Genomic DNA, 25,641 nt, shown 5'->3' on the forward strand with positions numbered 1-25,641 from the left:
CTGTGCCGGCAGATGCCGCCGGCACACGTTGACGATCAGATGACACCGGTGGTGCTGGTGTCGTCGCGCTTCAGGCGCGGCGGCAGCGGCTGTTCGCCGTGGACCAGGAACCACACGTTCTCGGCGATGTTGGTGGCGTGGTCGCCGATGCGCTCCAGGTTCTTGGCCATGAACAGCAGGTGCGTGCAGGGAGTGATGTTGCGCGGGTCTTCCATCATGTAGGTCAGCAGTTCGCGGAACAGCGCGGTGTATTGCGCATCCAGGCGTGCATCTTCATCGCGTACGCGGATGGCCGCATCGGCATCCTTGTTGCGGTATGCCTGCACCGCTTCGCGCACGGCATCGGCGGCCATCTGGCCGAGCGCACGCAGGCCCACCGTCTGTGGCAGCGGCGGTGCGGAATTAAGCGCGATCGAGCGCTTGGCGACATTGGCCGCGTAATCGCCGATGCGTTCGATATCGGCCGGAATGCGCAGGCCTGCCAGGATCTCGCGCAGGTCACGCGCCATCGGCCCACGCAACGCCAGCCGCATCACGTCGTGGCTGATCGCATGCTCCAGCGCATCGATCGCCTCGTCGTTGACCACGATGCGATGCGCGGCGTTGTCGTCGCGACGCTCCACCACATCCAGTGCGGCTTCCAGCTGCGCCACCGCCGTGTCGCCCATGCGCACGATCTCGGCGACAAGACGGTGCTGCTCCTCGTCGTAGCTTTTGACGATATGGTCGTTGAGGTGCTGGTTCATCGTGATCTCGATTCGTGGCGGTGGTGGATGTCCGCCGTAACCCTGGCGACATCGCGGGTGATGCAAATGTCGTGCCGGGCAGTGCGGCGGAGCTGCGTCAATGCGGCGTCGCGATGGCCCGCCTTACATCAACCGAAACGGCCGGTGATGTAGTCCTCGGTCTGCTGCTTGGACGGCTGGGAGAAAATCGTTTCGGTGCGGTCATGCTCGATCAGGTCGCCCAGGTACATGAAGGCGGTGTAGTCGGAGACACGCGCCGCCTGCTGCATGTTGTGGGTCACGATCACGATGGTGTATTCGCGTTTGAGCTCTTCCACCAGTTGCTCGATACGGCTGGTGGAAATCGGATCCAGCGCCGAGGTCGGTTCGTCCAGCAGCAACACGTCCGGGCGGAGCGCCACCGCGCGTGCGATGCACAGCCGCTGCTGCTGGCCGCCGGACAGGCCCAGCGCGCTTTGCCCCAGCTTGTCCTTGACCTCGTCCCACAGCGCGCCCTGGCGCAGCGCCTGCTCGACCCGGTTCTGCATGTCGGCCTTGGACAGTTTTTCGTGGTGGCGGATGCCGTAGGCGACGTTTTCGAAGATCGTCATCGGAAACGGCACCGGCTTCTGGAACACCATGCCGACCTTGCTGCGCAGCCGGTTCATCGGGTATTTCGGCGACAGGATGTTTTCGTTGTCCAGCAGCACTTCGCCACGCGCTTCCATCTTCGGATATAGCGCATAGATGCGGTTGAAAATGCGCAGCAGGGTCGACTTGCCACAACCCGACGGCCCGATCAGCGCGGTGACGCGCTTTTCCGGAATCTCGATGTTGATGCCCTTGAGCGCGTGGTACTTGTCGTAATAGAAGTCCAGATTGCGTGCGGCCACTTTCACCGGCGCCTGCGCGGCCGGTGCTCCCTTGGCGGCCGGAACGGCGATGCGATGCATCGGCATGGCGTTTTGGAGATCGTTCATGTCGGGTGTCCGGAGGGAGAGGTCAGTCATTGGAAATCTTGTTGCGCAATAGCAGGGCGCGCGCGCTCAGGCTCACCAGCAGCACGAACACGGTCAGCACCAGCGCGCCGGACCAGGCCAGGGTCTGCCAGGTCTCATAGGGGCTGCCGGCAAACTGATTCATGATCACCGGTACGCTGGCCATCGGCTGGAACACGTTGCTGTTCCAGTACTGATTGCCGAAGGCGGTGAACAGCAACGGCGCGGTCTCGCCGCTGATGCGGGCCAGGGCCAGCAGGATGCCGGTGAGGATGCCGGCCGAGGCGGCGCGATACAGCACCTGCACGGTGACCTTCCATTGCGGGATGCCCAGCGACAACGCCGCTTCGCGCATCTGCGCCGGCACCAGGCGCAGCATTTCGTCGGTGGTGCGCACCACCACCGGCAGCACGATGAAGGCCAGCGATAGCGCGCCGGCAAACGCGGAGAAGCGCCCGCCGGTCTGCATCACGTACAGCGTGTAGACGAACAACCCCAGCACGATCGACGGTGCCGACAACAAGATGTCGTTGACGAAGCGCACCACCAACCCGGCCTTGCGTGCATTGCCGTATTCGGCCAGCCAGGTGCCGGCGGCAATGCCCAGTGGCGTGCCGATCGCCAGCGCCAGGCCGCACATCACCGCACTGCCGAAGAAGGCATTGAGCAGGCCGCCTTCCTGCATCGGCGGCGGTGTCATCTTGGTAAACAGGTTGACGTCGATGCCCGGCACGCCCTTGGACAGCAAGGTCCACAGGATCCAGGCCAGGAAGAACAGGCCGAACACCGCGGTGACGCAGGACAGCAACAGTGCGATCGCGTTGGTCACGCGGCGGCGGTTGTACAGCGATTGCGAGACCGAGGACATCAGTTGCCCTCCCGACGCGACAGCTGCATCAGCATGAAGCGCGCAATCGCCAGCACGATGAAGGTCACGATGAACAAGACAAAGCCCAGCAGCAGCAATGCCGAGCGATAGGTTTCGGTGGCCTCGCCGAAGTCATTGGCGATCAGTGCGGCGATGGTGGTGCCGGGCTCCAGCAGCGACGGCGACAGCCGCACCGTGTTGCCGACCACGAACGCCACTGCCATGGTTTCGCCCAGTGCGCGGCCCAGGCCCAGGAACACGCCGCCGATCACCGCAGAGCGGGTGTAGGGCAGCACGATGTCCCAGCTGACTTCCCATTTGGTCGACCCCAGCGCGTACGCCGATTCCTTCAGGCGCGTCGGCACGGTCAGGAACACCTCGCGCATCACCGAGGAGATGAACGGAATCACCATGATCGCCAGCACGAAGCCTGCGGTCAGCAACCCGATTCCCAACGGCGGGCCCTGGAACAACGGGCCGATCAACGGCAGCGTGCCCAGGTGATCGTTGAGCCAGGGCGTCACGTGTTCGGTCATCACCGGCACCAGCACGAACAGGCCCCACATGCCGTAGATGATCGACGGGATGCCGGCCAGCAGTTCGATGGCGGTGCCGACCGGGCCGCGCAGCCAGCGCGGCGCCACCTCGGTGAGGAAGAACGCGATACCGAAACTCACCGGCACCGCAATCACCATCGCAATCAATGCGGTGACCAGGGTGCCGTAGATCGGCGCCAGCGCGCCGTATTTGTTTTCCACCGGATTCCAGTCGGCGGAATAGAAAAAGCTCAGGCCCTGCATCTGCAAGGCATGGCGCCCGCCCCACAGCATCGACAGCGCGGCGCTGCCGAGCGCCAACAGGACGAAGACGACCGTGGCGGCCAGCGCAAGCTTGAACAGGCGATCGGCACGTGCATCGCGCAGGTCGCGGCCGCGCGGGGCGGTCATCGCTTCGGGAATGGCGGTGGCATTCATTCGATTGGACTCGTCACCCGCGCACTGGCGGGAGCGTGAGACAGCAGGAACGGCGAGGCGCCCGCAGGCACCTCACCGCAGCGCAACCCGCCATGCCAGCGGGTGCAGGGCATCACTTGAACTCGCTGGCCCAGTAGGCCTGGATCTGCTTGACCAGTTCCGGCGGCAGCGGCACGTAATGCAGTTCGCTGGCCTGGGCCTGGCCGTTGTCCAGCGCCCACTTGAAGAAGTCCAGCGTCGCCTTGCTGCGCGCCGCATCCTTGGGCTGCTTGTGCATCAGCATGAAGTTGGTCGCGGTGATCGGCCAGGCCTTCTCGCCCGGTGCGTTGGTGATCACCAGGTTGAAATCCTTGGCGTTGGCCCAGTCGGCGCTGGCGGCAGCGGCGGCGAAGCTTTCTGCATTCGGCTCCACCCACTGGCCGGCCGCATTCTGCAGCGAGGCGTAGGGCATCTTGTTCTGCAGGGCGTAGGCCAGTTCGACATAACCGATCGAACCCTTGATCTGCTGCACGTACGAGGCCACGCCTTCATTGCCCTTGCCGCCGACGCCACCTGGCCACTGCACCGAGGTGCCTTCGCCGACCTTGCTCTTCCACTCCGGGCTGACCTTGGACAGGTAGTTGGAGAAGTTGAAGGTGGTGCCCGAACCGTCGGAGCGATGCACCAGGTTGATCTTGGTCGCCGGCAGGGTCACGCCCGGATTGGCCGCGACGATCGCCGCGTCGTTCCACATCGTGACCTTGCCCAGGAAGATGTCGCCCAGCAGCGCGCCGGTCAGGCGCAGCTTGCCCGGTGCGATGCCTTCCAGGTTCACCACCGGCACCACGCCGCCGATCGCCGACGGGAACTGGCCCAGGCCGGCCTGCTGCAGTTCGGCGCTGTCCAGCGGCTTGTCGGTCGAACCGAAGTCCACCGTGCCGGCCTTGATCTGCGCGATACCGCCGCCGGAGCCGATCGACTGGTAGTTCACCTTGTTGCCGGTGGCGGCGTTGTAGTCGGCCGACCACTTGGAGACCAGCGGATAGATGAAGGACGCACCGGCGCCGGAGATCTCGGCGCTCTTGCTGTCGCCAGCGGTGGCACCTGCGGCGGTGGCACCCTTGGCGGTGTCGCCGGACTGCGCATCCTTGCCGGGCGAGCAAGCGGCCAGGGCGAGGGCGATGGTGAGGGACAGGGCGGTCAGGCTGGCCGACTGCAGTTTCATGGAAGCTCCGAGGCTGGGTTGGCCGGGGGACCCGGCAGACCACGCTATGAAATGATGTTTTTGTTACACGTGCATGACAGTGCCTTTTGGAGAAGGCATCACAAAAAAGACGCGACCCCGTGGGGGCCGCGTCCCGGTGCCGACGCCGGGGAGAGAGACGGCGTCGTTCCTGTCGCTGTGGCTGGCGTTACTTGGGCAGGTTCTTGGCCCAGTAGCCTTCGATCTGGGTCACCAGGCTGTCCGGCAGCGGCACGTAGTCCAGCTGCTTGGCCTGCGCATCACCCTTGCTGTAGACCCAGCGGAAGAACTCCAGCGTGTTCTTGAGGCCGGTCGCGTTCTTGGGCTTCCTCTGCACCAGGATGAAGTTGGTGGCGGTGATCGGCCAGGCGTTGTCGCCGGAGGCGTTGGTCATCACCAGGTAGAAGTCCTTGCTGTTGCCCCAGTCGGCGCTGTTGGCGGCGGCGGCAAAGGTCTCGTCGGACGGCTGCACGAACTTGCCGGCGGCGTTCTTCATCGCGGTGTAGGCCATCTTGTTCTGCAGCGCATACGACAGCTCGACGTAGCCGATGCCGCCCTTGATCTGCTTCACGTACGCGGCCACGCCCTCGTTGCCCTTGCCGCCGATGCCGGTCGGCCATTGCACCGCGGTGCCTTCGCCGACCTTGCCCTTCCAGTCCGGGTTGACCTTGGACAGGTAGTTGGTGAAGTTGAAGCTGGTGCCCGAACCGTCGGAGCGATGCACCACGGTGATCTTGCCGTCGGGCAGCTTGACGCCCGGGTTGAGCGCGGCGATCGCCGGGTCGTTCCAGGTGCTGACCTTGCCCAGGAAGATGTCGCCCAGGGTCTTGCCGTCCAGCTTCAGCGCGCCTGCCACCACGCCGGGCACGTTGACCACCGGCACCACACCGCCGATCACCGACGGAAATTGCGCCAGGCCGGCCGCGGCCAGTTCTTCCGGCTTGAGCGGCGCATCGGACGAGCCGAAATCCACGCTGGCTGCCTTGATCTGGGCGATGCCGCCGCCCGAACCGATCGATTGGTAGTTGACCTGCTTCTTGGTGGCCGCGTTGTAGTCGGCCGACCACTTGGACATCACCGGGTAGATGAACGACGCACCGGCGCCGGTGACATCGGCGGCCTGGGCGCACAAGGCCAGCGAGGCGGTGAGCACGCCGACGGCCAGACGGGTCTTCAGAGAGTGGATCACGGAACAGCTCCTGTAGCGAAGGGATGAGGACGTCCCGCGGTCGTGCCATTGCAGGGCAGGGGCATGACTGCGCGATGTCCGGGAGATGACATGCAGATGACGGCGTTGCGGCGGGGCGCGTTGCCGGGTGGGATCAGGGTGATTGCCGCCGTGGCACGCTCACGGGAGCGCAGCACGGCAGCCGATCCAGCGCGCACTTACCAATAGAACTGCGCACGTGCCTCGATGATCGACGGGTTGTCGTCGACCAGGCCACGCGTGGCGCTGTTGTAACGGGTGCTTTCCACCTTCGCGTAGTCGAGTGCGAACTTGAAGTTGGAGCGCCAGTACCAGTTGGCACCGATCGTCCACACATCCATCTTGCCGCCCAGCACGCCGTCCACGAACGGGGTTGTGCCGTTGGAGACCAGGTGGCCGTCGTTGAGGTCCAGGGTGTCGTAGCGCACCGCCAACTGCCACATCCCCGAGGCCGGCGCGTTCGGCAGCGGGGTGGTCGGCACGCCGGCCTTGTAGCCCCAGGTCTCGCCGGTGATGTTCCAGACGCCGCTGACGTACCAGCCGTCACTCTTGTAATCGTTGGCGTTGTTGCCGATGCGCTTGGCGTTTTCCTGGAAGAACTCGCTCTGCAGCTTGAACGGGCCGGTGATCCACATTGCCTCGGCGCCGGCCACACCCACGCGGTCCACGTTGGTGATGGCGCCGCTGTCGATCAGGCGCACCGTGGTCAGGTCGGCGTCCGGGCGTGCGCGCAGGCGCAGGGTGTCGTCGTCGGTGTCATAACCCAGGTAGCTCAGACCGAAGTGCAGCACGTTGCCGCTCTCGTTGATCGGCGCCCAGGTGCCGCGCGCGCCGTAGCCGCTGCCGTGTGCCTGGTTGCGAGTCAGTTCGCGGCCGAACGCACTGGCGGTGATGCTCCAGTCGTTGTCGCCCATGCCGTAGGCCACGCCCAGCCGGCGCGAGATGCCGTAGGTGTTGGTCACTGCGGCCTTGGAGACGAAGTCGTTGTTCTTGGTGCTGGACAGCTCTTCCAGGCTGTTGGGCTGCTTGAACTGGCCGACCTGCAGGTAGTTGTTGGCGTTGCCAGCGAACTTGTACTTGATGTTGTTGTCGAGGAAACGCCCGGTGCTGCGGATGGTGGTGCCGCGGATGGTGACTTCCTTCAGCACGCTGGGGTCGTAACCGGCCACCCATTCGAAATTGCCCGGGCCCTTGCCCTTGAGCACCAGCTCGGCACGGCGGATGCTGAATTCGGAATTGTCGCCATTGGCACCGATCGGGCCATTGAGGTCCTGCACGTCGTTGTGGAACCAGTTGCCGTCGGCCTGGACCAGGCCTTCGAGCGACATCTCCGAGCCGCCGATCACGTCGATGGCGATTTCGGCGTGCGCGGCGGGTGCGGCCAGCGCCAGCAGCAGGGCGGAGCCAAGCAGGGTGGGAGAAAGTTTCATATGTGCCTTGCGACCTGAGAAAGTGAGCGCAGGCTATGGCGTGAAAGTTGCGTTAATGTGACAACTTCAGATCGTGTTGCAATCTGATTTTTGTCAACAAAGACAAAGATTTACGCGTGTTTGTTTTTTGTCAGTGTGTGTCATGAGTCTGAACAGGCCGCGTCGTATGACAGATGTGACAGTGGCATGGTTCACCGTTTCAGCGAGCTCAAGCTTATTGCGACCTGAACCAACGTAAGTGGAACTGCGGCGTATCAAGCGCTTTGTGCGTCGCACCACTTGCACAGGCGCGTTCTAAATTGTTAGTTTCGAGGCCATGTTTCCTCGATTCCTCCAGTTGCTGTTGGTCTGCCTGCTCGCGCTTACTGCGTGGTCGGCGGCCGATGCGCACAGCCGCATCCACGATGCGCTTGTGGGCGACGGCGTGGCGGTAATGGCGGACGCTGGCGAAGAACGTGATGCAGCCGATGATCTGCAGGGCGACGGGGACGCACAGACCCAGGTCGATACCCATTCTGCAGACGATATCCCCTTGCTCTCCCAGGCATGGCCGGTGGTCGCACGTTATTTCCCCTCTTGGTACGCGCATTACGCGCCGGCAACTCAAAAACGCGACCTGATCCCGCAACTGCGTCCTCCCAACGCAGTGCGCGCCTGATCCTCCGTTAGTCGCGTCAACCGGTGCAGCGCACCGGATTCCTTTGACTTGTTCGTCTTTGCACTTCGCGGTTTGCGCCGCGGAGAGCCATCCGTTGCCTAGAGGTATCTCCCATGGAAAGTTTGCTAGAAGGTTTTCGTCATTTCCGTAAGGAAGTGTATCCGCGCCAGAGTGCGCGCTTTCAGGAACTGGCCGGTGGCCAGAGTCCGCATACGTTGTTCATCACCTGCGCCGATTCGCGTGTCATGCCGGAGCTGATCTTCTCCGCACAGCCGGGCGAACTGTTCGTCTATCGCAATATCGGCAATGTGGTGCCGCCTTACTCCCAGCACGTCAGCGGCGTGGTTGCGGCGATCGAATACGCCATCGCCGTGCTGGGCGTGCGGCACATCGTGATCTGCGGTCATACCGACTGCGGCGCAATGAAGGCGGTGCTCAAGCCGGAATCGCTGGAAGACGTGCCGTCCGTGGCGGCCTGGCTCAAGCACACCGATGCAGCGCGTCACGTCACTGCCCATCACGGACACGATCCGCATAGCCAGGAAGCGCTGAGCTGCATGACCGAAGAGAACGTGGTCTCGCAGCTGGACCATCTGCGTACGCAGCCGGTGGTCGCCGCGCGTCTGGCGGCCGGCACCTTGCGCATTCATGGCTGGATCTATGACATCGCCCATGGCGAGATCCGCGCCTTCGATGCCGAGAAGGGTGGCTTCCGTCCGTTGTTGGCGGACAACACCCCCGAAGCCACCCCACGTCCGCGACTGCAGCAAGTCGTGCGCGCTGAACTCGCCTGACGGAGCACATCATGAACACATCAGGTATCGGCGGATATTTCCGCCAGGGACTGTTCGGACGTGATTTGTTGTCGTCTGTCGTGGTCTTCCTCGTCGCGCTCCCGTTGTGTATGGGCATTGCGATTGCTTCCGGCATGCCGCCGGCCGCAGGTCTGATCACCGGCATCATCGGTGGGCTGGTCGTCGGCTTCCTGGCGGGCTCTCCTCTGCAGGTGAGTGGACCGGCCGCCGGCCTGGCTGTGTTGGTGTTCGAGCTGGTTCGCGAGCATGGCGTTGCCGCCCTCGGTCCGGTGATCCTGCTGGCCGGTGCGATTCAGTTGATTGCCGGCCTGTGCCGCGCAGGCGTGTGGTTCCGGATGACGTCGCCGGCCGTGGTGGCCGGCATGTTGTCGGGTATCGGCATCCTGATCGTGGCCTCGCAGGCACATGTGCTGATGGACGCCGCTCCCAAGGCGCGCGGTCTGGAAAACTTCGCTGCTTTGCCGGCCGTGGTGTGGCAGGCGATCACCGAAGGGACCGGCCGTACCGCGTTGTTCGTGGGCCTGGCCACCATCGGCATTATCCTGGCCTGGGACAAGCTGCGTCCGCAGCGTCTACGCTTTTTGCCGGGTGCGTTGATCGCGGTGGTGGTGGTCACGGCGACGGTGCAGTTGCAGGGCCTGAACGTCAACAAGGTCGACGTGCCGACCAATCTGTTCTCGGCGATCAGCATCCCCAGCGTCGCGGACATCTTCGGCGTGTTCAATGCGACCTTGCTGGTGTCGGCGGTGACCTTTGCCTTCATCGCCAGCGCAGAGACCTTGCTGTCGGCGGCGGCGGTGGATCGCATGCATCAGGGTGCGCGTACGCAGTACGACCGCGAGCTGGCGGCGCAGGGTGTGGGCAATATGCTGTGCGGCTTCCTGGGCGCATTGCCGATGACCGGCGTGATCGTGCGTAGCGCAGCCAATGTGCAGGCAGGTGCGGCCACGCGCATGTCCACGGTGCTGCATGGCGGCTGGTTGCTGGTGTTCGCGATGCTGCTGCCGTGGCTGTTGCGGATGACGCCGGTGGCGTGTCTGGCCGGCATCCTGGTCTACACGGGCGTGAAGATGATCAAGATCGGGCAGGTCAAGGAGCTGGCGACCTATGGTCGTGGCACCGCGGCGATCTACCTGGCGACCACCTTCGCGATCGTGGCGACCGACCTGCTGACCGGCGTGCTGATCGGCTTCGGCCTGTCGTTGTTCCGTCTGGCCCTGCATTCTTCGCGCCTGAAGGTGGACGTGCGTGAGCACGAGCACAAGAAGGACGAGATGCATCTGACCCTGCAGGGTTCGGCGACGTTCCTGAAGGTGCCGGCGATGGCGCGTACGCTGGAAAGCGTGCCGCCGAACACCGCACTGCACCTGGACGTGGCCAAGCTGCATCACGTCGACCACGCCTGCATCGAGTTGCTGCGCGACTGGAGCCGGAACGCGGCCTCGCGCGGCTGCGAGCTGGTGGTGGACTGGAACGAGCTGGATCGACGCGTGGAAGGCCAGCCGACGGTGGAAAGCGCGCTGGTCGAACAGCGCGTGGAGCAAGCCAAGGCGGCGTAGACCTGCTGCAGACGCCCGGCGCTCGCGCCGGGTGACATCTATCGTGACCGGGTGATGCATGGCGCCGCAAGACGCATCATCCCGGTCGCGATTTTTTTTTGGGCGGGGATTGGGGAGTCGGGATTTGGGATTCGTAAAAGCGCACGCATGCTTTGCCGGCATGATTGCTTGGCGTTGGTTTTGCGGGTTCGTTGCTGTGACGGCTGGTTAGCCTTTTGCTGCTGTCGGCTTTTCGGCGGGTGCGGGGGTCTTGTCGCGGTAGCGGCACAGGTCGTGGATCACACAGCCTGGGCAATCGGGTTTGCGTGCCTTGCAGACGTAGCGGCCATGCAGGATGAGCCAGTGGTGTGCGTCGTGCAGGAATTCGGCCGGAATGACCTTGACCAGCTTGTCCTCGACCACGCGCACGTCCTTGCCCGGTGCAAGACCGGTGCGGTTGGCGACGCGGAAGATATGCGTATCCACCGCCATGGTGGGCTCGCCGAACGCGGTGTTGAGCACGACGTTGGCGGTCTTGCGGCCGACGCCGGGTAAGGCCTCCAGTGCAGCGCGATCGTGCGGCACCTCGCCGCCGTATTGCTCCAGCAGGATTCTGCAGGTGGCGATGACGTTCTTGGCCTTGGCGTTGAACAGGCCAATCGTGGCGATGTAGCGCTTCAGGCCTTCTTCGCCCAGATCGAGAATGTCGCGCGGGGTATTGGCCACCGGGTACAGCTTGCGGGTGGCCTTGTTGACGCCGACATCGGTGGCTTGTGCCGACAGCAGCACCGCGATCAGCAACTCGAACGGCGTGGTGTATTCCAGTTCGGTGGTCGGGTGCGGATTGAGCTCGCGCAGGCGCGCGAACATCTCCTGTATTTCGGGCTTGCGCATGTTGCTGCCGCGCCGTGCCGGCGCGGTGACGTGGATCGCGTTCATGGCTGTGCTCCACCAGCGGCCTTGGCCTTGGCGCGCGCCAGGATGGCCGCAGCCAGCGGCGGTAATGCGGCGGCCGCCGGTTGGCTGGGCGCCGCTGCAGGCGTCCGGCGTGCATCGCGTTCGGCAGCGCGACGTTGCAGGCGCGCGGCGCGTGCACGGTAGCGGTCGCGTGCTGCCCAGGCATCGCGTAGCCGTTGTTGTGCGGCCAGCAGCACCGCGCTCAGTTGCGGGCAGGCCGGATCCAGCAGGTCGTCGCGTGGATCGGGCCGGTACTCCATCAGGCCCAGTGCCAACGCACGATCGAGATCGTCGGCGTGGACGCAGTCGAACAGCTGCAGGGCCAGTGGACGTGGTGCCGATGTGGGGTCGAACGTCATGGCAGGCCGATCAGCGGTTGAGAAAGTGTGCGGGGCGTTTTTCGAGAAAGGCGCCGGTGCCTTCGCGCATGTCGTCGCTGGCGAACAACAGTGCAAATTGCGCAGTTTCCAGCTGCAGGCCTTCTTCGATGGCGCATTCGCCACCGAACACCACCGCATCCAGGATGCCGCGCAGCGCGAGCGGTGCGGCCGCGGCCAGGCGTTGTGCCAGGGCGAGGGTTTCGTCCTGCAATGCCTCCGGCTCGACCACGCGATTGACCAGACCCAACTGGAACGCGCGCGCAGCATCGATCGGCAGGCCGAGCAGGCACAGTTCCAGCGCTGCCGCTCGCCCGGTCAGACGCAACAGCCGTTGCGTGCCGCCGAAGCCCGGGATCAGGCCGAGATTGATTTCCGGCTGCCCCAGGCGCGCGCTGGATGCGACGACGCGCAGATGGCAGGCCATCGCCAGCTCCAGCCCGCCGCCGAGTGCAAAGCCATTGACCATGGCGATCACCGGCTTGGGCATGCGCTCGATCCGGCGCATCAGCTGCTGGCCGAGCAGCGAGAACTCGCGGCCCTGCATTGCCGACAGATCGCGCATTTCGGCGATGTCCGCGCCGGCGACAAACGCCTTGGGGCCGGCACCGGTCAATACCACCACGCGGATGTCGTCCGCGCTCGCTGCCTCGGCGAAGGCGTGATCCAGCGCCTGCAGCGTTTCCTGGTTCAAGGCGTTCAGTTTGTCCGGTCGATTGACCGTGATCGTCCGTACACTGGCGTGGTCGGCGATCAGAATGACGTGATTGGACATGGAAATCCTTACGAACGTAAAAAATTAGTAAATGCGGAACTTCCGAAAGCCTTGCTGGTCATAGCTTTCGTGATAAGTAGCGGTTCGCTATCGCGGCCGCTATCCTAGCGCGTCATCTCAGGCGGCAGACCCGTCCTGTGCCACCACCCTGGAGAATTGTTTGATGAAGTTGCGTTCTATCGCGGTCGCTGTGGCGGCCCTGGCCCTGACGGGCAATGCACTGGCCCAGGACACGACGTCCGAGAAGGGCAAGTTGAGCTACTACTTCGGCTATGACTACGGCAACAACCTTGCCGAGCTCACCGGCCGCGGCGAGCAGCTCGACATCAACTCGGTGGTAAAGGGTCTGCAGGACGCCTATGCCAAGAAGCAGCCGGCGATCACCGCCGACCAGCTGAAGCCGGCTGTCGAAGCGTTCCAGAAGCGTGAGCAGGGCCGTGCCCAGCAGGCCAAGGCCGAGTACGACAAGGCCGCTGCGGCCAACAAGACCAAGAGCGACCAGTTCCTGGCCAAGAACAAGGGCACCGCTGGCGTGCAGACGCTGCCGAGCGGCGTGCAGTACCGCGTGATCGAAGCCGGCAAGGGCGCCAAGCCGACCCAGGCCAGCACCGTGCAGCTGGAAGTGGCCGGTCCGTTCCCGTTCGGCGACCGCGAGAAGGCCCGTCCGGCGCAGCAGATCCCGGCCATCAAGGTCAGCGAAGTCGAAATGCAGGCCATGCGCGACACGCTGCTGCAGATGCCGGCCGGCTCGAAGTGGGAAGTGACCCTGCCGCCGGAGAAGGCCTACGGTGCCGACCCGCGTACCCCGTTCCCGCCGAACGTGGCCGTGCAGTTCGAGATCAAGCTGGTCAGCGTCAAGTAATTGCGTTTGCTGTTGCTGTGACAACGCCGGCCACCAGGCCGGCGTTGTCGTTTGGGTCCACCGGATGCGCGACAGGATGGACGGACGGCGTGAGGATGCGGTGCGGCGGGAGCCAGCGATGAGCGACACGGATTCGAACCGCAGTGGCCTGCCCAGCCCGTGTATCGGTGTATGTTCGTTGGACGCGCAGGCGCACTGTGTCGGCTGCCTGCGCAGCCTGGATGAAATTGCACGCTGGATGAGCATGAGCGACGGCGAACGTCAGGAGTATCTGCACACGGTTCTGCCCGCGCGCGCGTTGGCCGCGCGGCTGCCCGAATGTGCGCAGCTGCAGCGTGCGCTGTATGCGATGGACACCGCGCCCGACGGGCCGGGCTGGAATCATGCCGAATTGATCGACCTGACCGAAGGCGGCGCGTCTGCCGAGGCCGCGGTGCTGTGCGGTCTGGTGCCGCGCGCGCAGGGCACCATGGTGCTGCTGACCCGGCGCACCGACAGCCTGCGTCACCATGCCGGACAGGTCAGTTTTCCCGGTGGCCGGGTCGAGCCGTCGGATGCGGATGCGGCCGCTGCGGCCTTGCGCGAGAGCTGCGAGGAAATCGCGCTCGGCGCCGGCCAGGTGCATGCGCTGGGATATCTGGATCCGTTTCTGACCGTGAGCGGGTTTCGCGTCATCCCGGTGGTGGCGGTGATCGACCCGGCGTTCGTGGCGGTGCCGCAGCCGGATGAAGTGGCCGAGGTGTTCGAGGTGCCGTTGGCCTATCTGATGGACCCGGACAATCTGCGCAGCGTGGAGCTGGAGTTTCGCGGCCGGCCACGCCGCGTGCTGGAATACGACTGGCCTGGCCACCGCATCTGGGGCGCCACCGCGGCCATTCTCCTCAATCTTCGTCGTCGTCTGGAGCAGGTTGCATGAGTGCGGAACCCCACTGGACCACGCTGGTCGACAGCGCCACGCTGGCCGCGGCATTGCCGCATCCGCAGTTGCGACTGCTGGACGCGCGCGCTGCGCCACCGACTGCGCCGGACCCGGATGCAGCGCGCAAGGCCTATGCACAGGGGCATCTGCCAGGCGCGCACTACGCCGATCTCGACGAGGATCTGGCCAATCTGTCGCAGCCTGCGCAAGGGCGGCATCCGCTGCCGACCAGCGCGGCATTCGCCAGGCGGCTGGGCGAGTGGGGGATCGACCCGGACAGCCAGGTGGTGATCTACGACGCCGCCGACGGCAGCATGGCCGCGGCGCGGGCATGGTGGATGCTGCGGTTGTTGGGGCATCGCCGCGTGGCGGTGCTCGATGGCGGGCTGGCCGCCTGGCGCGCGGCGGGGTTGCCGGAAAGCACCGAGCCGCCGGCACTGCACGATTGCGCGGCATACCCGGGCAGCTTCGATGGCGATGCCGTGGTCGAGGCCGAGCAGATCCTGGCGCGGCTGGATCAGGCGCCGGGCTGGTTGCTGGATGCACGCGCCGCCGAGCGTTTTCGCGGCGAGGTGGAGCCGGTCGATCCGGTGGCCGGGCATGTGCCCGGTGCGGTGAGTCGTCCGCTGGGTGTGAGCCTGCGCGATGGTCGCTTCAAGCCGGCCGAGGAACTACGCAGCGAGTTGTCTGCGCTGCTGGGCGCGTATCGCCCCGAGCAGGCAGTGGTGATGTGCGGCTCGGGCGTGACCGCCTGCCATCTGCTGCTGGCGCTGGAAGTGGCCGGCTTGTCGGGCGCGCGCGTTTACGCCGGCTCCTGGAGCGGTTGGTTGCAGGATGCGACACGCCCGGTCGCGACCGGCCCCTGATTGCAGGCACAATGGCGGCAGGAACGGTGACCTGTGGGGACGCAGGTTCGCTGCGCGGAGCGCAGTTTCTCGCAGTGCTGGGTGACTCATGCGGTTGCAGTTGCAGGTCGGCGCGCTGTGCGTCGCGATGCTGTCGATGGCGGCCTGTTCGGCAGGGTCGACCGCCGACGCCAACGGTGCGCGCATCGCCGGTCGTGGACAGAGCGACCGCCATGCGGTGTATCAGGTCGAACTCGAACGTGCACGCGCCGAGCGCTTGCAGCGCTTGCGCGCGCCCGACGGTTGGCTGAGCTACACCGGCTCCGGGCGCGTGCGCGCAGGCCGTTACCAGGTGGGCAGCGATCCGCGCAGCGATCTGGTATTGCCGGCCGGTCCTGCGCAGCTGGGGCAGCTGACGCTGGATGGCGACGGCCGCGTGCACTTCGACGCCGCCGCACATGTACCGGTGTACTTGAACGGGGAGCGTGTCGATCGCGTCCGCCTGGAGCCGGAGCGCGCAGGGCAGCGGGGCGATCGCCTCGATGTGGAAGGGCGGCAGTTCTATCTGGTGCAAACCGGCAGCTTGTTCGGCTGGCGTTTCCGCGACCCGGCAGCGCCGCTGCTGAGCCATTTCGCCGGGCTGGAATATTTTCCGACCGATCCGCACTGGCGCATCCAGGCGCGCTGGCAGGCGTATCCCACCCCGCGCACGACCACGCTGCTGACGTCGATCGGCACGCCGCTTACCGTCGAGATACCGGGCGAGGCGGTGTTCTCGCGCAATGGCCAGGAGTACCGCTTGCAGCCGATCGTCAGCGACGACGGGCAGGGCCTGTTCTTCCTGTTCGCCGATCGCACCAGCGGCAAGGAAAGTTATGGCGGCGCGCGTTATCTCTACACCGCGCCGCCACACGATGGCCGGCTCGTGCTCGACTTCAATCTGGCCGAAAATCCGCCCTGCGCGTTGACGCCGCACGTGGTCTGCCCGATCGCATCGCCGGAAAATCGCCTGGATCTGGCGGTGAATGCGGGCGAGAAGACCTACCGCGCAGCCGAGCGTTGAGCGCTGTACCAGCGAAGGCAGAATGCTGTTTCGATGGGGGCACCGCTGCTAGCGCGGTGCATGCGACCAGCTGACCGCCGCTTCGATCTGCGGCCACGGAAACAGCGGGCCGGGATCGAGCTTGCGCTGGATCTTGCGCGACGGGTCGTCGCTGGCCGCTTCCTGGGTGGTGTCCAGTGCCTGGTGGCCGGCAATCCGGCGTACCGACGGCAACTGTTGTTGCAGCCATTGCAGCAGCGTGATCAGCGCGTTGATCTGCACCTGCGGGTACGGTTCGTTCATGCACTGATGGCGCGAGTCCAGCCAGTGCGGATAACGGCCGCTGTTGACCAGTTCGATGCCCAGCGTATGCGGGTTGTGGCCGCGCACGTGGTGGGCGACGCGCTCCAGCGCAACGTATTGCTGGATGCTGCCGTTGCGGTCGATGTAGTAATGCCCGCTGTTGCCGGTGCCGCTGTCGTAGAGCACGCGTTCGCCGTATTCGCGCGCCATCGCCATGTCGGGCAATTCGGTGCAATGGATGACCACCATGTCGATCTGCGTGAGCGCGCGTCGCGCCAGCCGCGATTCGTAGGACAACGGCGCATAGGTGATCGGTGGCGACGGCAGGACGGCATCGGACATGGGGCGGATGCTAGCATTCGACGATGGCTTTGAATCCCGACAGCCCTTTGGGCAAATTGATGGCAACCCTGCCGCAGACCGGCCAGGTGACCTGGATCGGCGTGCGCCCGGCGCGCGACGTGGACATGATCGAGGTGGACGCGGCGCAGGCCACCACCGGCATCGGCCTGGTCGGCGACCGCTACAAGGGCGGTAGCGGCAAGCGTGGCGTGACCCTGATCCAGGCCGAGCATCTGCCGGTGATCGCAGCGCTGGCCGGTCATACAGAAATTGCGCCGGCCACCTTGCGTCGCAACCTGGTGGTGTCCGGCATCCCGCTGATCGCCTTGAAGGGGCGGCGCTTCCGCATCGGCGATGTCGAGCTGGAAGGCACCGACCCCTGCGATCCGTGCTCGCGCATGGAAGACGCACTGGGCGCGGGCGGCTACAACGCCATGCGCGGCCATGGCGGCTTGTGCGCGCGCATCCTGCGTGGCGGCGTGCTGCGCATCGGCGATACGGTGCAGGCGCTATGAGCCGCGGTCATTGCATCCTGTCGCACGGCTTCGAAAGCGGCCCGGACGCGCTCAAGGTCACCGCCCTGGCCGATGTCGCCGGGCAGCTGGGCTGGACCCACGAGCGCCCGGACTACACCGATCTGGACGCACGCCGCGAGGTCAGTTCGCTCGGCGACGTGCAGGGCCGGCTGCAACGCCTGCTGGAGATCGCGCGGGCGGCGGCCGACAAGGGCCCGCTGGTGCTGGTCGGCTCCAGCCTGGGCTCGTACATCGCTGCGCAGGTGTCGTTGCAGGTGCCCACGCGCGGGCTGTTCCTGATGGTGCCGCCGACCCGGATGGGGCCGTTGCCGGCACTGGATGCGGCGCGCGTGCCGATTTCCATCGTGCATGCCTGGCGCGATGAATTGATTCCGGCCGGCGAGGTGATCGCCTGGGCGCAGGCGCGGCATGCGCGCTTGCTGCTGGTCGACGACGAACACCGGCTGGCGTCGCATGTGGATGCGTCGGCGCGCGCTTTCGCCGAACTGTTGCAGAGCCTGTGATGCGCAATGGTCTGAAGACAAGCGGGCCGCGGGGCCTGCGATGAACGTGCTGATTCGCGAAGCCAGCGATGGCGATGCTGCGGCGATCGAGCTGCTGACGATGGTCGCGTTCATGCGCGACGAACATAGCCGCCACGACGAGCAGCATGTGATCGCCGCCTTACGCAACGACGGCGCGCTGGCGCTGTCGCTGGTGGCCGACCACGACGGGTATGTGGTCGGCCACCTGGCGGTATCGCCGGTGTCGCTGTCGGACGATTCGCCCGGCTGGTACGCATTGGGGCCGCTGGCGATCGGGCCGGGGCATCAGCGCCAGGGGCTGGGCACGCGCCTGGTGCAGGCGGCGCTGGGCAGCTTGCGCGAGCGTGGCGCCGCCGGTTGCCTGGCATTGGGCGAGCCGGCCTTTTTCCGGCGTCTGGGCTTTGCGGTGGAACCGGGGCTGGTGTTGCCCGGCGTGCCGGCGTCCGAGCTGCAGGCGCTGGCGTTCGGCGACCGGCTGCTGCCGCTGGCCGATGTCGCCTATCACCCGGCCTTCGGGCTGGGTTGAGTCCAGCCGTTGGCGACCGCTTGGCATGATCCACGCCAGGCACTGGGTCGGCAGGGGATGGTTTCCGCGGGCTTGAGGACGCAGGGACACCGGATCCCGGCAATTGCGTACCGGCGAGCGCTCGCCGCGGTTTCCGGGGGCGCCTGGAGGTCGGCGAGGTGCTGGCCTGCAGGAGCGTGAACCGCCATGAACGCCGGTGCTCGCCATGCTGGGCTTGACCGCGGCCACGCCTGCGATTTGGCCTGGCTCGCAGGCTGACCTACACTTTGCCGCATTGCCCACTGTCTGAGGATTGGTCCAATGCGCCATTGATGCCGCCGTCGTGATGACGGCCTTACCCGCTGCCGGTCCGGCTGGATCGGTGCGTGTGCTGGCATGCAATGGAGACCCGTATGACCTGTCCGTCGCTGACGCTGGAAAGCGTTGCGTATGTGCTGCCCGATGGCAGCCCGCTATTTTCCGATCTGTCCATCCACATCGACCAACGCGCCACCGGCCTGGTCGGGCGCAATGGCGTGGGCAAGAGCGTGCTTGCGCGCCTGCTGGCCGGCGAGGTGCTGCCCAGCGCAGGGCGTTACGTGCGCAACGGCAGCGTGCATTACCTGCCGCAGCGCGTGCGCGTGGCGCCGGGGCAGAGCATTGCCGAACTGGCCGGTGTCGCGCCGCTGCTGGATGCGCTGGACCGTATCGCCGCCGGCAGCGTTGCGCCCGCCGATTTTGAACTGGTCGGCGAGCGCTGGACCGCCCATGCGCAATTTGCCGCAGAACTCGAACGACAAGGTCTGGGTGGGCGCGATCCGCGTGCACCGGCCGCGCAGCTCAGCGGCGGCGAAGCGACGCGCGTGGCACTGGCCGGTGCGTTTCTGACCCGGCCGGACCTGTTGATTCTGGACGAGCCCAGCAATCACCTGGATGGCCCGCAACGGCAGCGGCTGATGGATCAGTTACTGGCGTGGAGCGGTGGCTTGCTGGTGATCAGCCACGACCGCGACCTGCTCGATGCGATGCAGCGCATCGTTGAATTGTCCGCGCAGGGGCTGCGCAGTTATGGCGGCAATTACACGTTCTATGCGTAGCAGCGCGCCATCGAACAGCAGGCGGCCAGCACGTTGCTGGCCCAGCGCAAACAGGCGCGTTCACGCGGTGAGCAGGCGCTGCGCGAACAGCAGCAGCGTCAACAGCAACGCCAGGCACGCGGCGCGCGTGCCGCAGGGCAGGCCAACCAGGCCGCGATCCTGCTCGGCGCGCAGAAGCAGCGCAGCGAGCTCAGCGCGGGGCGGCTGCAACAGCAACGCCAGGCCGAACAGGCGCGGCTGAGCGAGGCTGTGGTGCAGGCCGCAGCGCTGGTGCAGGACGACCCCACGATCGCGCTCCTGGCGCCGACATCGCCCGCCGGTGCATCGCGGCAGCTGGCCACGCTGCAGCAGGTGGAGCTGGCCGACGGACGGCTGGGCGGGCGGCGGGTGGACCTGCTGCTGCATGGGCAGCCGCGGATCGGCCTGGTCGGCCCCAATGGCAGCGGCAAGTCGTCGTTGCTGCAGCTGCTGGCCGGGCGCCTGCAACCCAGCGCGGGGCGTTGCCAGGTGCATGTGCCGGTGGCGTACCTGGATCAGCACCTGGGGCTGCTGGATCCGGCGCGCTCGGCCGCTGCGCAGCTGCAGGATGCAGCTCCGGACGCGCCAGCACACGCGCAGCGGCTGCGCCTGGCGCTGCTGGGCCTGGACCAACAGCGTGCCGACCTGCCCACCGGCCAGCTCAGCGGCGGCCAACGGCTCAAGGCGGCGCTGGCATGTGCGCTGTACCGGGCGCAGCCGGCGCAACTGCTGTTGCTGGACGAGCCGACCAACCACCTGGACCTGGCCGCGGTGGAAGCGATCGAGGCGCTGCTGCGCAGCTACCAGGGGGCGCTGATCGTCGCCTCGCACGATGCCGCCTTCCTGCAGCGGCTGGGCCTGCGGCAGCGCCTGGAGACTGCGCAGCCGCAGTGGCGGCTGGCGCCGTGGTGAACCGCGCGGTGGGCGATCCGGCCGGCGGGCTGGTAAAGCCGGCTCCGATGGCCGACCATTTGCGCCCCGCCCGCGGCGGCCACGGCTTTGCCCTCCCGGGCGCCGGCCCAGCGTCCTGCTCCCACGCTCGCCCCCACGGCCAGCGTCTCCATCGATACCTGCCTACGTGAAATTCTTCGCATCCTGTGCCAAGGGCCTGGAATACCTGCTTGCCGACGAGCTGCTGTCGCTCGGGGCCAGCAAGGCCACCGCCACCATCTCCGGCGTCAACGTCGAAGGCGACCTGCGCGACGCGCAGCGCGCCGTGCTGTGGTCGCGCCTGGCCAGCCGCGTGTTGTGGCCGCTGAGCGAATTCGATTGCCCGGACGAGGACGCGCTGTATGCCGGCGTGGCCGAATTGCCGTGGGACGAGCACCTGTCCGTCGGCCACACGCTGTCGGTGGACGCGCATGTCTCCGGCACCGCGATCACGCACGCCCGTTACGCGGCGCAGCGGATCAAGGACGCGGTGGTCGACACCATGCGCCGGCAGGGCCTGGAACGTCCGTCGGTGGACGTGGACAACCCGGATCTGCGGTTGAACCTGTCGCTGCGCAAGGGCCGCGCCACCATCTCGGTGGATCTGGGCGGCGGCCCGCTGCACCGGCGTGGTTGGCGCATGGCGCAGAACGATGCGCCGCTCAAGGAGAATCTGGCTGCGGCGGTGTTGCTGCGCGCCGGTTGGCCGCGCGCCTACGCCGATGGCGGCGGCCTGCTGGATCCGATGTGCGGCAGCGGCACCCTGCTGATCGAAGGCGCGCTGATGGCCGCCGACGTGGCGCCCGGCCTGCAGCGCTATGGCAGCGATCTCCCCAGCCGCTGGCGCGGCTTCGACCGCGAGGGCTGGCAGCAACTGGTGGGCGAAGCGCGCGAGCGCGACAGTCTCGGCCGCGCCGCGCTCCGGCAGGTGATCCACGGCAGCGACATGGACCCGCATGCGATCCGCGCCGCGAAAGAAAATGCGCAAGTGGCTGGCGTGGCCGAGGCGATCTGGTTCGGCGTGCGCGAGGTGGGCGACCTGCAGACCCCGCCGCAGGCCACCGGCGTGGTGGTGTGCAATCCGCCTTACGACGAACGTCTGGCCGCCGATGCGGCGCTGTATCGCCGCCTGGGCGATAGCTTGCAGCGCGCCGTGCCGCAATGGCGGGCCAGCCTGCTGTGCGGCAACGCCGAGCTGGCGTATGCCACCGGCCTGCGCGCGGGCAAGAAATACCAGCTGTTCAATGGCGCGATCGAATGCGCGTTGATTGTCTGCGACCCGATCGCGGTGCCGCGGCGCACCCCGCTGGCGGCGCCGACCGCGCTCAGCGAAGGCGCGCAGATGGTTGCCAACCGCCTGCGCAAGAACCTGCAGAAGTTCAAGAAGTGGCGCGCACGCGAAGGCATCGAATGCTTCCGCGTCTACGACGCCGATCTGCCGGAATACTCCGCCGCCATCGACGTGTACCAGCAAGCCGATGGCGATCGCCGCGTGTTTCTGCATGTGCAGGAATACGCGGCGCCGGCGACGATTCCGGAAGCCGACGTGCGCCGCCGTCTGGGCGAACTGCTGGCCGCCGCACGCGAGGTGTTCGAGGTGCCGGGCGAACGCGTGGCGCTCAAATCGCGCGAGCGCGGCAAGGGCGGCAGCAAGTACGGCCGCTTCGAGCAGCGCAACGAATTCATCAACGTGCGCGAGCATGGCGCGCTGCTGCGGGTGAATCTGTTCGATTACCTGGATACCGGCCTGTTCCTGGATCATCGCCCGTTGCGCGGCACCATGGCCACGCAATCGAAGGGGCGGCGCTTCCTCAACCTGTTCTGCTACACCGGTGTGGCCAGCGTGGAAGCGGCGGTGGCCGGCGCGAGCTCGACCACCAGCGTGGACCTGTCCAGCACCTATCTGCAGTGGTGCGCCGACAACCTGGCCCTGAACGGCCAGGCCGGCAGCAAGCACAAGCTGGTACAGGCCGACGCGCTGGCCTGGCTGGAAGCCGAGCGCGCGCATTTCGACGTGATCTTCTGCGACCCGCCGACCTTCTCCAACTCCGCACGCGCCGAAGACTTCGACATCCAGCGCGAGCATGTGCGGCTGTTACGCGCGGCAGTGGCGCGCCTGGCGCCGGGTGGGGTGCTGTATTTCTCCAACAACTTCCGCCGCTTCAAGCTCGACGAGGAACTGGTGGCCGAGTTTGCGCAGTGCGAAGAAATCAGCCCGCGCACCATCGACCCGGATTTCGAGCGGCATGCGCGCATCCATCGCGCCTGGCGGTTGACCGCCTGAGGAAGTGGCCCGGTGACGTCTGGCCGGGCAGTACGCGCAGGGCGCGCGCGGGATTGCCGCGCCCGTTGCGCTGACGTGCGTCGTGTCACCGGTGGCGCCCGATCCCGATCGCGCAGGCGCAGGCGCAGGCGCGTCCGCGCAGGCGAGGGCGGGGCGGCTAGCCAACAAGCCCACCACAGCGCTGCGGTATGCTGATTCGCATGCTCTGGAGTCAACGATGACCGCACCACCCCGGATTGCCTTTCTCGCCAGTCACGCCGAGCCGGCGGTGACCGCGCGCGCGCGTCTTGTGCAGCGCTATGGCGATCATGCGCTGGATACCGCCGACATCGTCTGCGCACTGGGCGGGGACGGCTTCATGCTGCAGACCCTGCACCGGCACGGCGCTGCCAGCAAGCCGGTGTTCGGCATGAAGCTGGGCTCGGTCGGGTTCTTGATGAACCAGTACCGCGACGACGAGGATGACCTGCTCGCGCGTCTGCAACGTGCCGAACCGGCGCACCTGCGCCCGCTGGAAATGCAGGTGCAGACCGAGTCCGGTGCCAGCACGGTGTCGCTGGCCTATAACGAGGTCTCGCTGCTGCGCCAGACCCGCCAGGCCGCGCACCTGAGCGTGGATCTCAATGGCCAGACCCGCATCGCCGAGCTGATCGGCGACGGTGTCATGGTCGCCACGCCAGCCGGCAGCACCGCCTACAACTATTCCGCGCACGGGCCGATCCTGCCGCTGGGCTCGCACACGCTGGCACTGACCCCGATCGCCCCGTATCGCCCGCGCCGCTGGCGTGGCGCGATCCTCAAGGCCGACACCGAAGTGTGCTTCCGCGTGCTGGACCCGTACAAGCGCCCGGTCAGCGTCACTGCCGACTCGCACGAGATCCGCGACGTGGTCGAAGTGACCATCCGCGAATCCACCCAGCGCCAGGTGACGCTGCTGTTCGATCCCGAACACAATCTGGAAGAACGCATCTTCAGCGAACAGTTTGCGGTTTGAGGAGCGGGGATTGGGGAGTGGGGATTCGGGATTTGCAACGGCAGCAGCGTGCCACCTAGCGCACGCGATGTTGTCGGCACAGTACGCTGCGGTATGAATGATCCGGTCCCGAATTTGAAACTCCCTGATCCCTGCTCCTGACCAATCCCGAATCCCCACTCCCGAATCCCCGCCCCAATGACCGATAACTCCCCAAGACTCCTGACCGTCGCAGTGACCTCGCGCGCGCTGTTCGATCTCGAAGAAGGCCACGCGCTGTTCGAGGCCGATGGCGTGGAAGCGTATTCGGCGTTCCAGCGCGAGCATGAGGACGACATCCTGGAGCCGGGCGTGGCCTTTCCGGTGGTGCGCAAGCTGCTGGCGCTCAACCACGATGTGCCCGAAGAAACCCCGCGTGTGGAAGTGATCCTGCTGTCGCGCAATTCCGCCGACACCGGGCTGCGCATCTTCAATTCGATCCAGCACTACAACCTGGGCATCGTGCGGGCGACCTTCACCTCGGGTCAGCCGACCTGGCCATACGTGAAGCCGTTCGGCACCGACCTGTTCCTGTCGGCCAACCCGGAGTCGGTACGGCGTGCGCTCACCCATGGCATTGCGGCGGCGACCATCATGCCGCGCGCGCCGGGCGAACGCGCCGAGGCCGCCGCGGCGATCGTGGACAACGACGAAAGCCGCCTGTCGACGCAGCTGCGCATCGCCTTCGACGGCGATGCGGTGATCTTCGGCGACGAGAGCGAACGCATCTCGCGCGAGCAGGGCGTGGAGGCATTCGGGCGCCACGAGCGCGAACGTGCGCGCGAGCCGCTGTCGGTCGGGCCGTTCCGCAATTTCCTGTCGGCGCTGCATGCGCTGCAGGCGGCATTCCCGCCGGGCGAGGCCTCGCCGATCCGCACCGCGCTGGTCACCGCGCGCTCGGCGCCGGCGCACGAACGGGTGATCCGCACCCTGCGCGAGTGGGGCGTGCGTCTGGACGAGGCGCTGTTCCTCGGTGGGCGGCACAAGGGGCCGTTCCTGGAGGCGTTTGGCGCGGACATCTTCTTCGACGATTCGCAGCACAACATCGACAGTGCGCGCCAGCACCAGCACGTGGCGGCCGGCCACGTACCGCATGGCGTGGCCAACGATCCGCCGGGCAGGTGAGCGAGGCACCGAAGCCGGCCGGACGCGCCGCGCTGCGCTCCAGCTGGCGCCAGCTGGAGTTGTACTTCGCCGACGACACCGTGCAGACCCGCATGTCGCGCTGGGCACCGTACCGGCTGATGCTGCCATATACGCGCGGCATGCTGGCGGCGCTGTGGCTGCAGCCGCGGCCCGAACGCATCGGTCTGATCGGCTTCGGCGGCGGCGCGCAGGCCAAGTTCTGTCACCGCTATCTGCGCAGCACGCGCATCGAGGCGGTGGACGCCGATGCGCAGGTGCTGGCGTTGCGCGATGCGTTTGGCGTGCCGCGCGACGATGCGCGGCTTGAGGTTACGCATGGCGACGGTGCGCAGTGGATCGGCACGCGTGCCGGGCGCTACGACCTGTTGCTGCTGGATGCTTACGATGCCGATGGCATCCCACCGGCGTTGTGCACCCCCGAGTTCTACGCCGATTGCCGCGCTGCGCTGACGCCCGGCGGTGTGCTGGCGCTGAACCTGTTCCAGGTGCCACTGGCCGGGCATCTGGCCACGCTGCGCGAGGTATTCGATGGGCGGGTGCTGCTGTTGCCCGAGCCGGATCCGCGCAACCAGCTGCTGTATGCCTGGAACGGCAAACGCACGCCGGGCACTGCGGAGCAGGCACTGGCGCCGTTGCCGTGGCCGGCGCGCCGGCAACTGCGGCCGTCGATGCTGCGGCTGCAGGCAGCGTGGATGGAGCGGGCCTGGCGGTTTTCGTAAGCCGCTGTCCGGC

General features: G+C 66.4%; 26 protein-coding genes and 1 pseudogene. 16 read left to right on the forward strand and 11 right to left on the reverse strand.

Translation table 11 applies throughout. From position 1 onward, the window contains the following. Positions 1–35: 35 nt before the first annotated feature. The 7 genes from phoU to DGN21_RS07635 form a co-directional block, all read right to left on the reverse strand. Complete coding sequence (gene phoU / locus DGN21_RS07605; RefSeq protein ID WP_005994733.1) at positions 36–746, reverse strand: phosphate signaling complex protein PhoU; 711 nt, start codon at positions 744–746, stop codon at positions 36–38. 128 nt (positions 747–874) lie between these two features. Next, on the reverse strand, positions 875–1,705 hold the full coding sequence (gene pstB, locus DGN21_RS07610; protein ID WP_016902480.1) for a phosphate ABC transporter ATP-binding protein PstB: 831 nt from the start codon (positions 1,703–1,705) through the stop codon (positions 875–877). Between the two features lie 22 nt (positions 1,706–1,727). Continuing rightward, positions 1,728–2,591, reverse strand: a complete 864-nt coding sequence (gene pstA / locus DGN21_RS07615) for a phosphate ABC transporter permease PstA (protein ID WP_184551633.1) — start codon at positions 2,589–2,591, stop codon at positions 1,728–1,730. Continuing rightward, positions 2,591–3,565, reverse strand: coding sequence for a phosphate ABC transporter permease subunit PstC (gene pstC / locus DGN21_RS07620; RefSeq protein WP_006450306.1), 975 nt, complete (start codon positions 3,563–3,565; stop codon positions 2,591–2,593). Before pstC ends, pstA begins: the two co-directional genes overlap by 1 nt. A gap of 112 nt (positions 3,566–3,677) precedes the next feature. Continuing rightward, the gene (gene pstS, locus DGN21_RS07625; protein ID WP_016902478.1) at positions 3,678–4,769 is read right to left on the reverse strand and encodes a phosphate ABC transporter substrate-binding protein PstS; all 1,092 of its coding nucleotides are present in this window, start codon (positions 4,767–4,769) and stop codon (positions 3,678–3,680) included. A gap of 187 nt (positions 4,770–4,956) precedes the next feature. Continuing rightward, entirely contained in the window at positions 4,957–5,976 is a 1,020-nt protein-coding gene (pstS, locus tag DGN21_RS07630) for a phosphate ABC transporter substrate-binding protein PstS (protein ID WP_215825172.1), read from the reverse strand. Between the two features lie 197 nt (positions 5,977–6,173). Beyond that, positions 6,174–7,424, reverse strand: coding sequence for an OprO/OprP family phosphate-selective porin (locus DGN21_RS07635; RefSeq protein WP_024940436.1), 1,251 nt, complete (start codon positions 7,422–7,424; stop codon positions 6,174–6,176). A gap of 337 nt (positions 7,425–7,761) precedes the next feature. Here DGN21_RS07635 and DGN21_RS07640 point away from each other — a divergent pair, with 337 nt between their 5' ends. The 3 genes from DGN21_RS07640 (at position 7,762) to DGN21_RS07650 (ending at position 10,456) form a co-directional block, all read left to right on the forward strand. Beyond that, positions 7,762–8,082: a hypothetical protein gene (locus tag DGN21_RS07640; RefSeq protein WP_016902475.1), complete on the forward strand. Its 321-nt coding sequence runs from the start codon at positions 7,762–7,764 to the stop codon at positions 8,080–8,082. A 113-nt stretch (positions 8,083–8,195) separates the two neighbouring features. Further along, positions 8,196–8,876 carry a carbonic anhydrase gene (locus DGN21_RS07645; RefSeq protein ID WP_016902474.1) on the forward strand — a complete coding sequence of 227 codons (681 nt, stop codon included), beginning with the start codon at positions 8,196–8,198 and terminating at the stop codon, positions 8,874–8,876. A gap of 11 nt (positions 8,877–8,887) precedes the next feature. Then, entirely contained in the window at positions 8,888–10,456 is a 1,569-nt protein-coding gene (locus tag DGN21_RS07650; protein WP_046342271.1) for a SulP family inorganic anion transporter, read from the forward strand. A gap of 207 nt (positions 10,457–10,663) precedes the next feature. On the opposite strand, the gene nth is transcribed toward DGN21_RS07650, so the two are convergent. The 3 genes from nth to DGN21_RS07665 are packed head-to-tail and all read right to left on the reverse strand — an operon-like array spanning position 10,664 to position 12,544. Continuing rightward, positions 10,664–11,374, reverse strand: coding sequence for an endonuclease III (gene nth, locus DGN21_RS07655; protein ID WP_184551634.1), 711 nt, complete (start codon positions 11,372–11,374; stop codon positions 10,664–10,666). Further along, positions 11,371–11,751, reverse strand: a complete 381-nt coding sequence (locus DGN21_RS07660; RefSeq protein WP_024940433.1) for a hypothetical protein — start codon at positions 11,749–11,751, stop codon at positions 11,371–11,373. The genes nth and DGN21_RS07660 overlap by 4 nt, the downstream gene beginning before the upstream one ends. A 10-nt stretch (positions 11,752–11,761) precedes the next feature. After that, the gene (locus DGN21_RS07665; protein ID WP_215825173.1) at positions 11,762–12,544 is read right to left on the reverse strand and encodes an enoyl-CoA hydratase-related protein; all 783 of its coding nucleotides are present in this window, start codon (positions 12,542–12,544) and stop codon (positions 11,762–11,764) included. Between the two features lie 163 nt (positions 12,545–12,707). Between DGN21_RS07665 and DGN21_RS07670 the strand changes: the two genes are divergently transcribed. The 4 genes from DGN21_RS07670 (at position 12,708) to DGN21_RS07685 (ending at position 16,233) form a co-directional block, all read left to right on the forward strand. Continuing rightward, entirely contained in the window at positions 12,708–13,406 is a 699-nt protein-coding gene (locus DGN21_RS07670) for an FKBP-type peptidyl-prolyl cis-trans isomerase N-terminal domain-containing protein (RefSeq protein ID WP_016902469.1), read from the forward strand. Positions 13,407–13,524: 118 nt separating this feature from the next. Next, the gene (locus DGN21_RS07675) at positions 13,525–14,322 is read left to right on the forward strand and encodes a CoA pyrophosphatase (protein ID WP_215825174.1); all 798 of its coding nucleotides are present in this window, start codon (positions 13,525–13,527) and stop codon (positions 14,320–14,322) included. Further along, a complete protein-coding gene (locus DGN21_RS07680) occupies positions 14,319–15,191 on the forward strand; it encodes a sulfurtransferase (RefSeq protein ID WP_215825175.1) in 873 nt (290 codons plus the stop codon). The genes DGN21_RS07675 and DGN21_RS07680 overlap by 4 nt, the downstream gene beginning before the upstream one ends. A gap of 88 nt (positions 15,192–15,279) precedes the next feature. After that, positions 15,280–16,233 (forward strand): DUF1684 domain-containing protein, encoded by a 954-nt coding sequence (locus DGN21_RS07685; RefSeq protein ID WP_167708744.1) that lies wholly within the window; start codon positions 15,280–15,282, stop codon positions 16,231–16,233. A gap of 48 nt (positions 16,234–16,281) precedes the next feature. Here the strand turns inward: DGN21_RS07685 and DGN21_RS07690 are convergent, their stop codons facing one another. Further along, the gene (locus DGN21_RS07690; protein WP_115043289.1) at positions 16,282–16,857 is read right to left on the reverse strand and encodes an N-acetylmuramoyl-L-alanine amidase; all 576 of its coding nucleotides are present in this window, start codon (positions 16,855–16,857) and stop codon (positions 16,282–16,284) included. Between the two features lie 23 nt (positions 16,858–16,880). On the opposite strand from DGN21_RS07690, the gene DGN21_RS07695 reads away from it, so the two are divergent. From DGN21_RS07695 to DGN21_RS07735, 9 genes and pseudogenes are all read left to right on the forward strand, one after another. Then, positions 16,881–17,372, forward strand: coding sequence for an MOSC domain-containing protein (locus DGN21_RS07695; RefSeq protein ID WP_102252204.1), 492 nt, complete (start codon positions 16,881–16,883; stop codon positions 17,370–17,372). Beyond that, positions 17,369–17,896, forward strand: a complete 528-nt coding sequence (locus tag DGN21_RS07700; protein WP_024940678.1) for a YqiA/YcfP family alpha/beta fold hydrolase — start codon at positions 17,369–17,371, stop codon at positions 17,894–17,896. The genes DGN21_RS07695 and DGN21_RS07700 overlap by 4 nt, the downstream gene beginning before the upstream one ends. 40 nt (positions 17,897–17,936) lie before the next feature. Beyond that, a complete protein-coding gene (locus tag DGN21_RS07705) occupies positions 17,937–18,443 on the forward strand; it encodes an N-acetyltransferase (protein WP_024940677.1) in 507 nt (168 codons plus the stop codon). A 392-nt stretch (positions 18,444–18,835) separates the two neighbouring features. Next, positions 18,836–20,449 (forward strand): annotated as a pseudogene (locus tag DGN21_RS07710) (ATP-binding cassette domain-containing protein). Then, entirely contained in the window at positions 20,428–20,619 is a 192-nt protein-coding gene (locus DGN21_RS07715; protein ID WP_081008586.1) for a hypothetical protein, read from the forward strand. Before DGN21_RS07710 ends, DGN21_RS07715 begins: the two are co-directional and overlap by 22 nt. After that, positions 20,616–22,751, forward strand: a complete 2,136-nt coding sequence (gene rlmKL / locus DGN21_RS07720) for a bifunctional 23S rRNA (guanine(2069)-N(7))-methyltransferase RlmK/23S rRNA (guanine(2445)-N(2))-methyltransferase RlmL (protein ID WP_215825176.1) — start codon at positions 20,616–20,618, stop codon at positions 22,749–22,751. Before DGN21_RS07715 ends, rlmKL begins: the two co-directional genes overlap by 4 nt. 217 nt (positions 22,752–22,968) lie before the next feature. Beyond that, positions 22,969–23,745, forward strand: coding sequence for an NAD kinase (locus DGN21_RS07725; protein WP_016902458.1), 777 nt, complete (start codon positions 22,969–22,971; stop codon positions 23,743–23,745). 177 nt (positions 23,746–23,922) lie between these two features. Then, entirely contained in the window at positions 23,923–24,888 is a 966-nt protein-coding gene (locus DGN21_RS07730; RefSeq protein ID WP_102584340.1) for a 5'-nucleotidase, read from the forward strand. Beyond that, complete coding sequence (locus tag DGN21_RS07735) at positions 24,885–25,628, forward strand: transferase (RefSeq protein WP_215825177.1); 744 nt, start codon at positions 24,885–24,887, stop codon at positions 25,626–25,628. The genes DGN21_RS07730 and DGN21_RS07735 overlap by 4 nt, the downstream gene beginning before the upstream one ends. Positions 25,629–25,641 lie beyond the last annotated feature (13 nt).

This window comes from Xanthomonas sp. MLO165, from assembly GCF_018831305.1.
Lineage (GTDB): Bacteria > Pseudomonadota > Gammaproteobacteria > Xanthomonadales > Xanthomonadaceae > Xanthomonas > Xanthomonas arboricola.

Coding starts and splice junctions, on each gene's coding strand:
- DGN21_RS07675 (WP_215825174.1), top strand. CDS start 13,525: ATGAGCGACACGGATTCGAACCGCAGTGGCCTGCCCAGCCCGTGTATC.
- DGN21_RS07635 (WP_024940436.1), bottom strand. CDS start 7,424: ATGAAACTTTCTCCCACCCTGCTTGGCTCCGCCCTGCTGCTGGCGCTG.
- pstS (WP_016902478.1), bottom strand. CDS start 4,769: ATGAAACTGCAGTCGGCCAGCCTGACCGCCCTGTCCCTCACCATCGCC.
- DGN21_RS07680 (WP_215825175.1), top strand. CDS start 14,319: ATGAGTGCGGAACCCCACTGGACCACGCTGGTCGACAGCGCCACGCTG.
- DGN21_RS07645 (WP_016902474.1), top strand. CDS start 8,196: ATGGAAAGTTTGCTAGAAGGTTTTCGTCATTTCCGTAAGGAAGTGTAT.
- DGN21_RS07725 (WP_016902458.1), top strand. CDS start 22,969: ATGACCGCACCACCCCGGATTGCCTTTCTCGCCAGTCACGCCGAGCCG.
- DGN21_RS07685 (WP_167708744.1), top strand. CDS start 15,280: ATGCGGTTGCAGTTGCAGGTCGGCGCGCTGTGCGTCGCGATGCTGTCG.
- DGN21_RS07650 (WP_046342271.1), top strand. CDS start 8,888: ATGAACACATCAGGTATCGGCGGATATTTCCGCCAGGGACTGTTCGGA.
- DGN21_RS07705 (WP_024940677.1), top strand. CDS start 17,937: ATGAACGTGCTGATTCGCGAAGCCAGCGATGGCGATGCTGCGGCGATC.
- nth (WP_184551634.1), bottom strand. CDS start 11,374: ATGAACGCGATCCACGTCACCGCGCCGGCACGGCGCGGCAGCAACATG.
- pstC (WP_006450306.1), bottom strand. CDS start 3,565: ATGAATGCCACCGCCATTCCCGAAGCGATGACCGCCCCGCGCGGCCGC.
- pstA (WP_184551633.1), bottom strand. CDS start 2,591: ATGTCCTCGGTCTCGCAATCGCTGTACAACCGCCGCCGCGTGACCAAC.
- DGN21_RS07700 (WP_024940678.1), top strand. CDS start 17,369: ATGAGCCGCGGTCATTGCATCCTGTCGCACGGCTTCGAAAGCGGCCCG.
- DGN21_RS07665 (WP_215825173.1), bottom strand. CDS start 12,544: ATGTCCAATCACGTCATTCTGATCGCCGACCACGCCAGTGTACGGACG.
- DGN21_RS07730 (WP_102584340.1), top strand. CDS start 23,923: ATGACCGATAACTCCCCAAGACTCCTGACCGTCGCAGTGACCTCGCGC.
- DGN21_RS07695 (WP_102252204.1), top strand. CDS start 16,881: ATGGCTTTGAATCCCGACAGCCCTTTGGGCAAATTGATGGCAACCCTG.
- phoU (WP_005994733.1), bottom strand. CDS start 746: ATGAACCAGCACCTCAACGACCATATCGTCAAAAGCTACGACGAGGAG.
- DGN21_RS07690 (WP_115043289.1), bottom strand. CDS start 16,857: ATGTCCGATGCCGTCCTGCCGTCGCCACCGATCACCTATGCGCCGTTG.
- DGN21_RS07660 (WP_024940433.1), bottom strand. CDS start 11,751: ATGACGTTCGACCCCACATCGGCACCACGTCCACTGGCCCTGCAGCTG.
- DGN21_RS07670 (WP_016902469.1), top strand. CDS start 12,708: ATGAAGTTGCGTTCTATCGCGGTCGCTGTGGCGGCCCTGGCCCTGACG.
- pstB (WP_016902480.1), bottom strand. CDS start 1,705: ATGAACGATCTCCAAAACGCCATGCCGATGCATCGCATCGCCGTTCCG.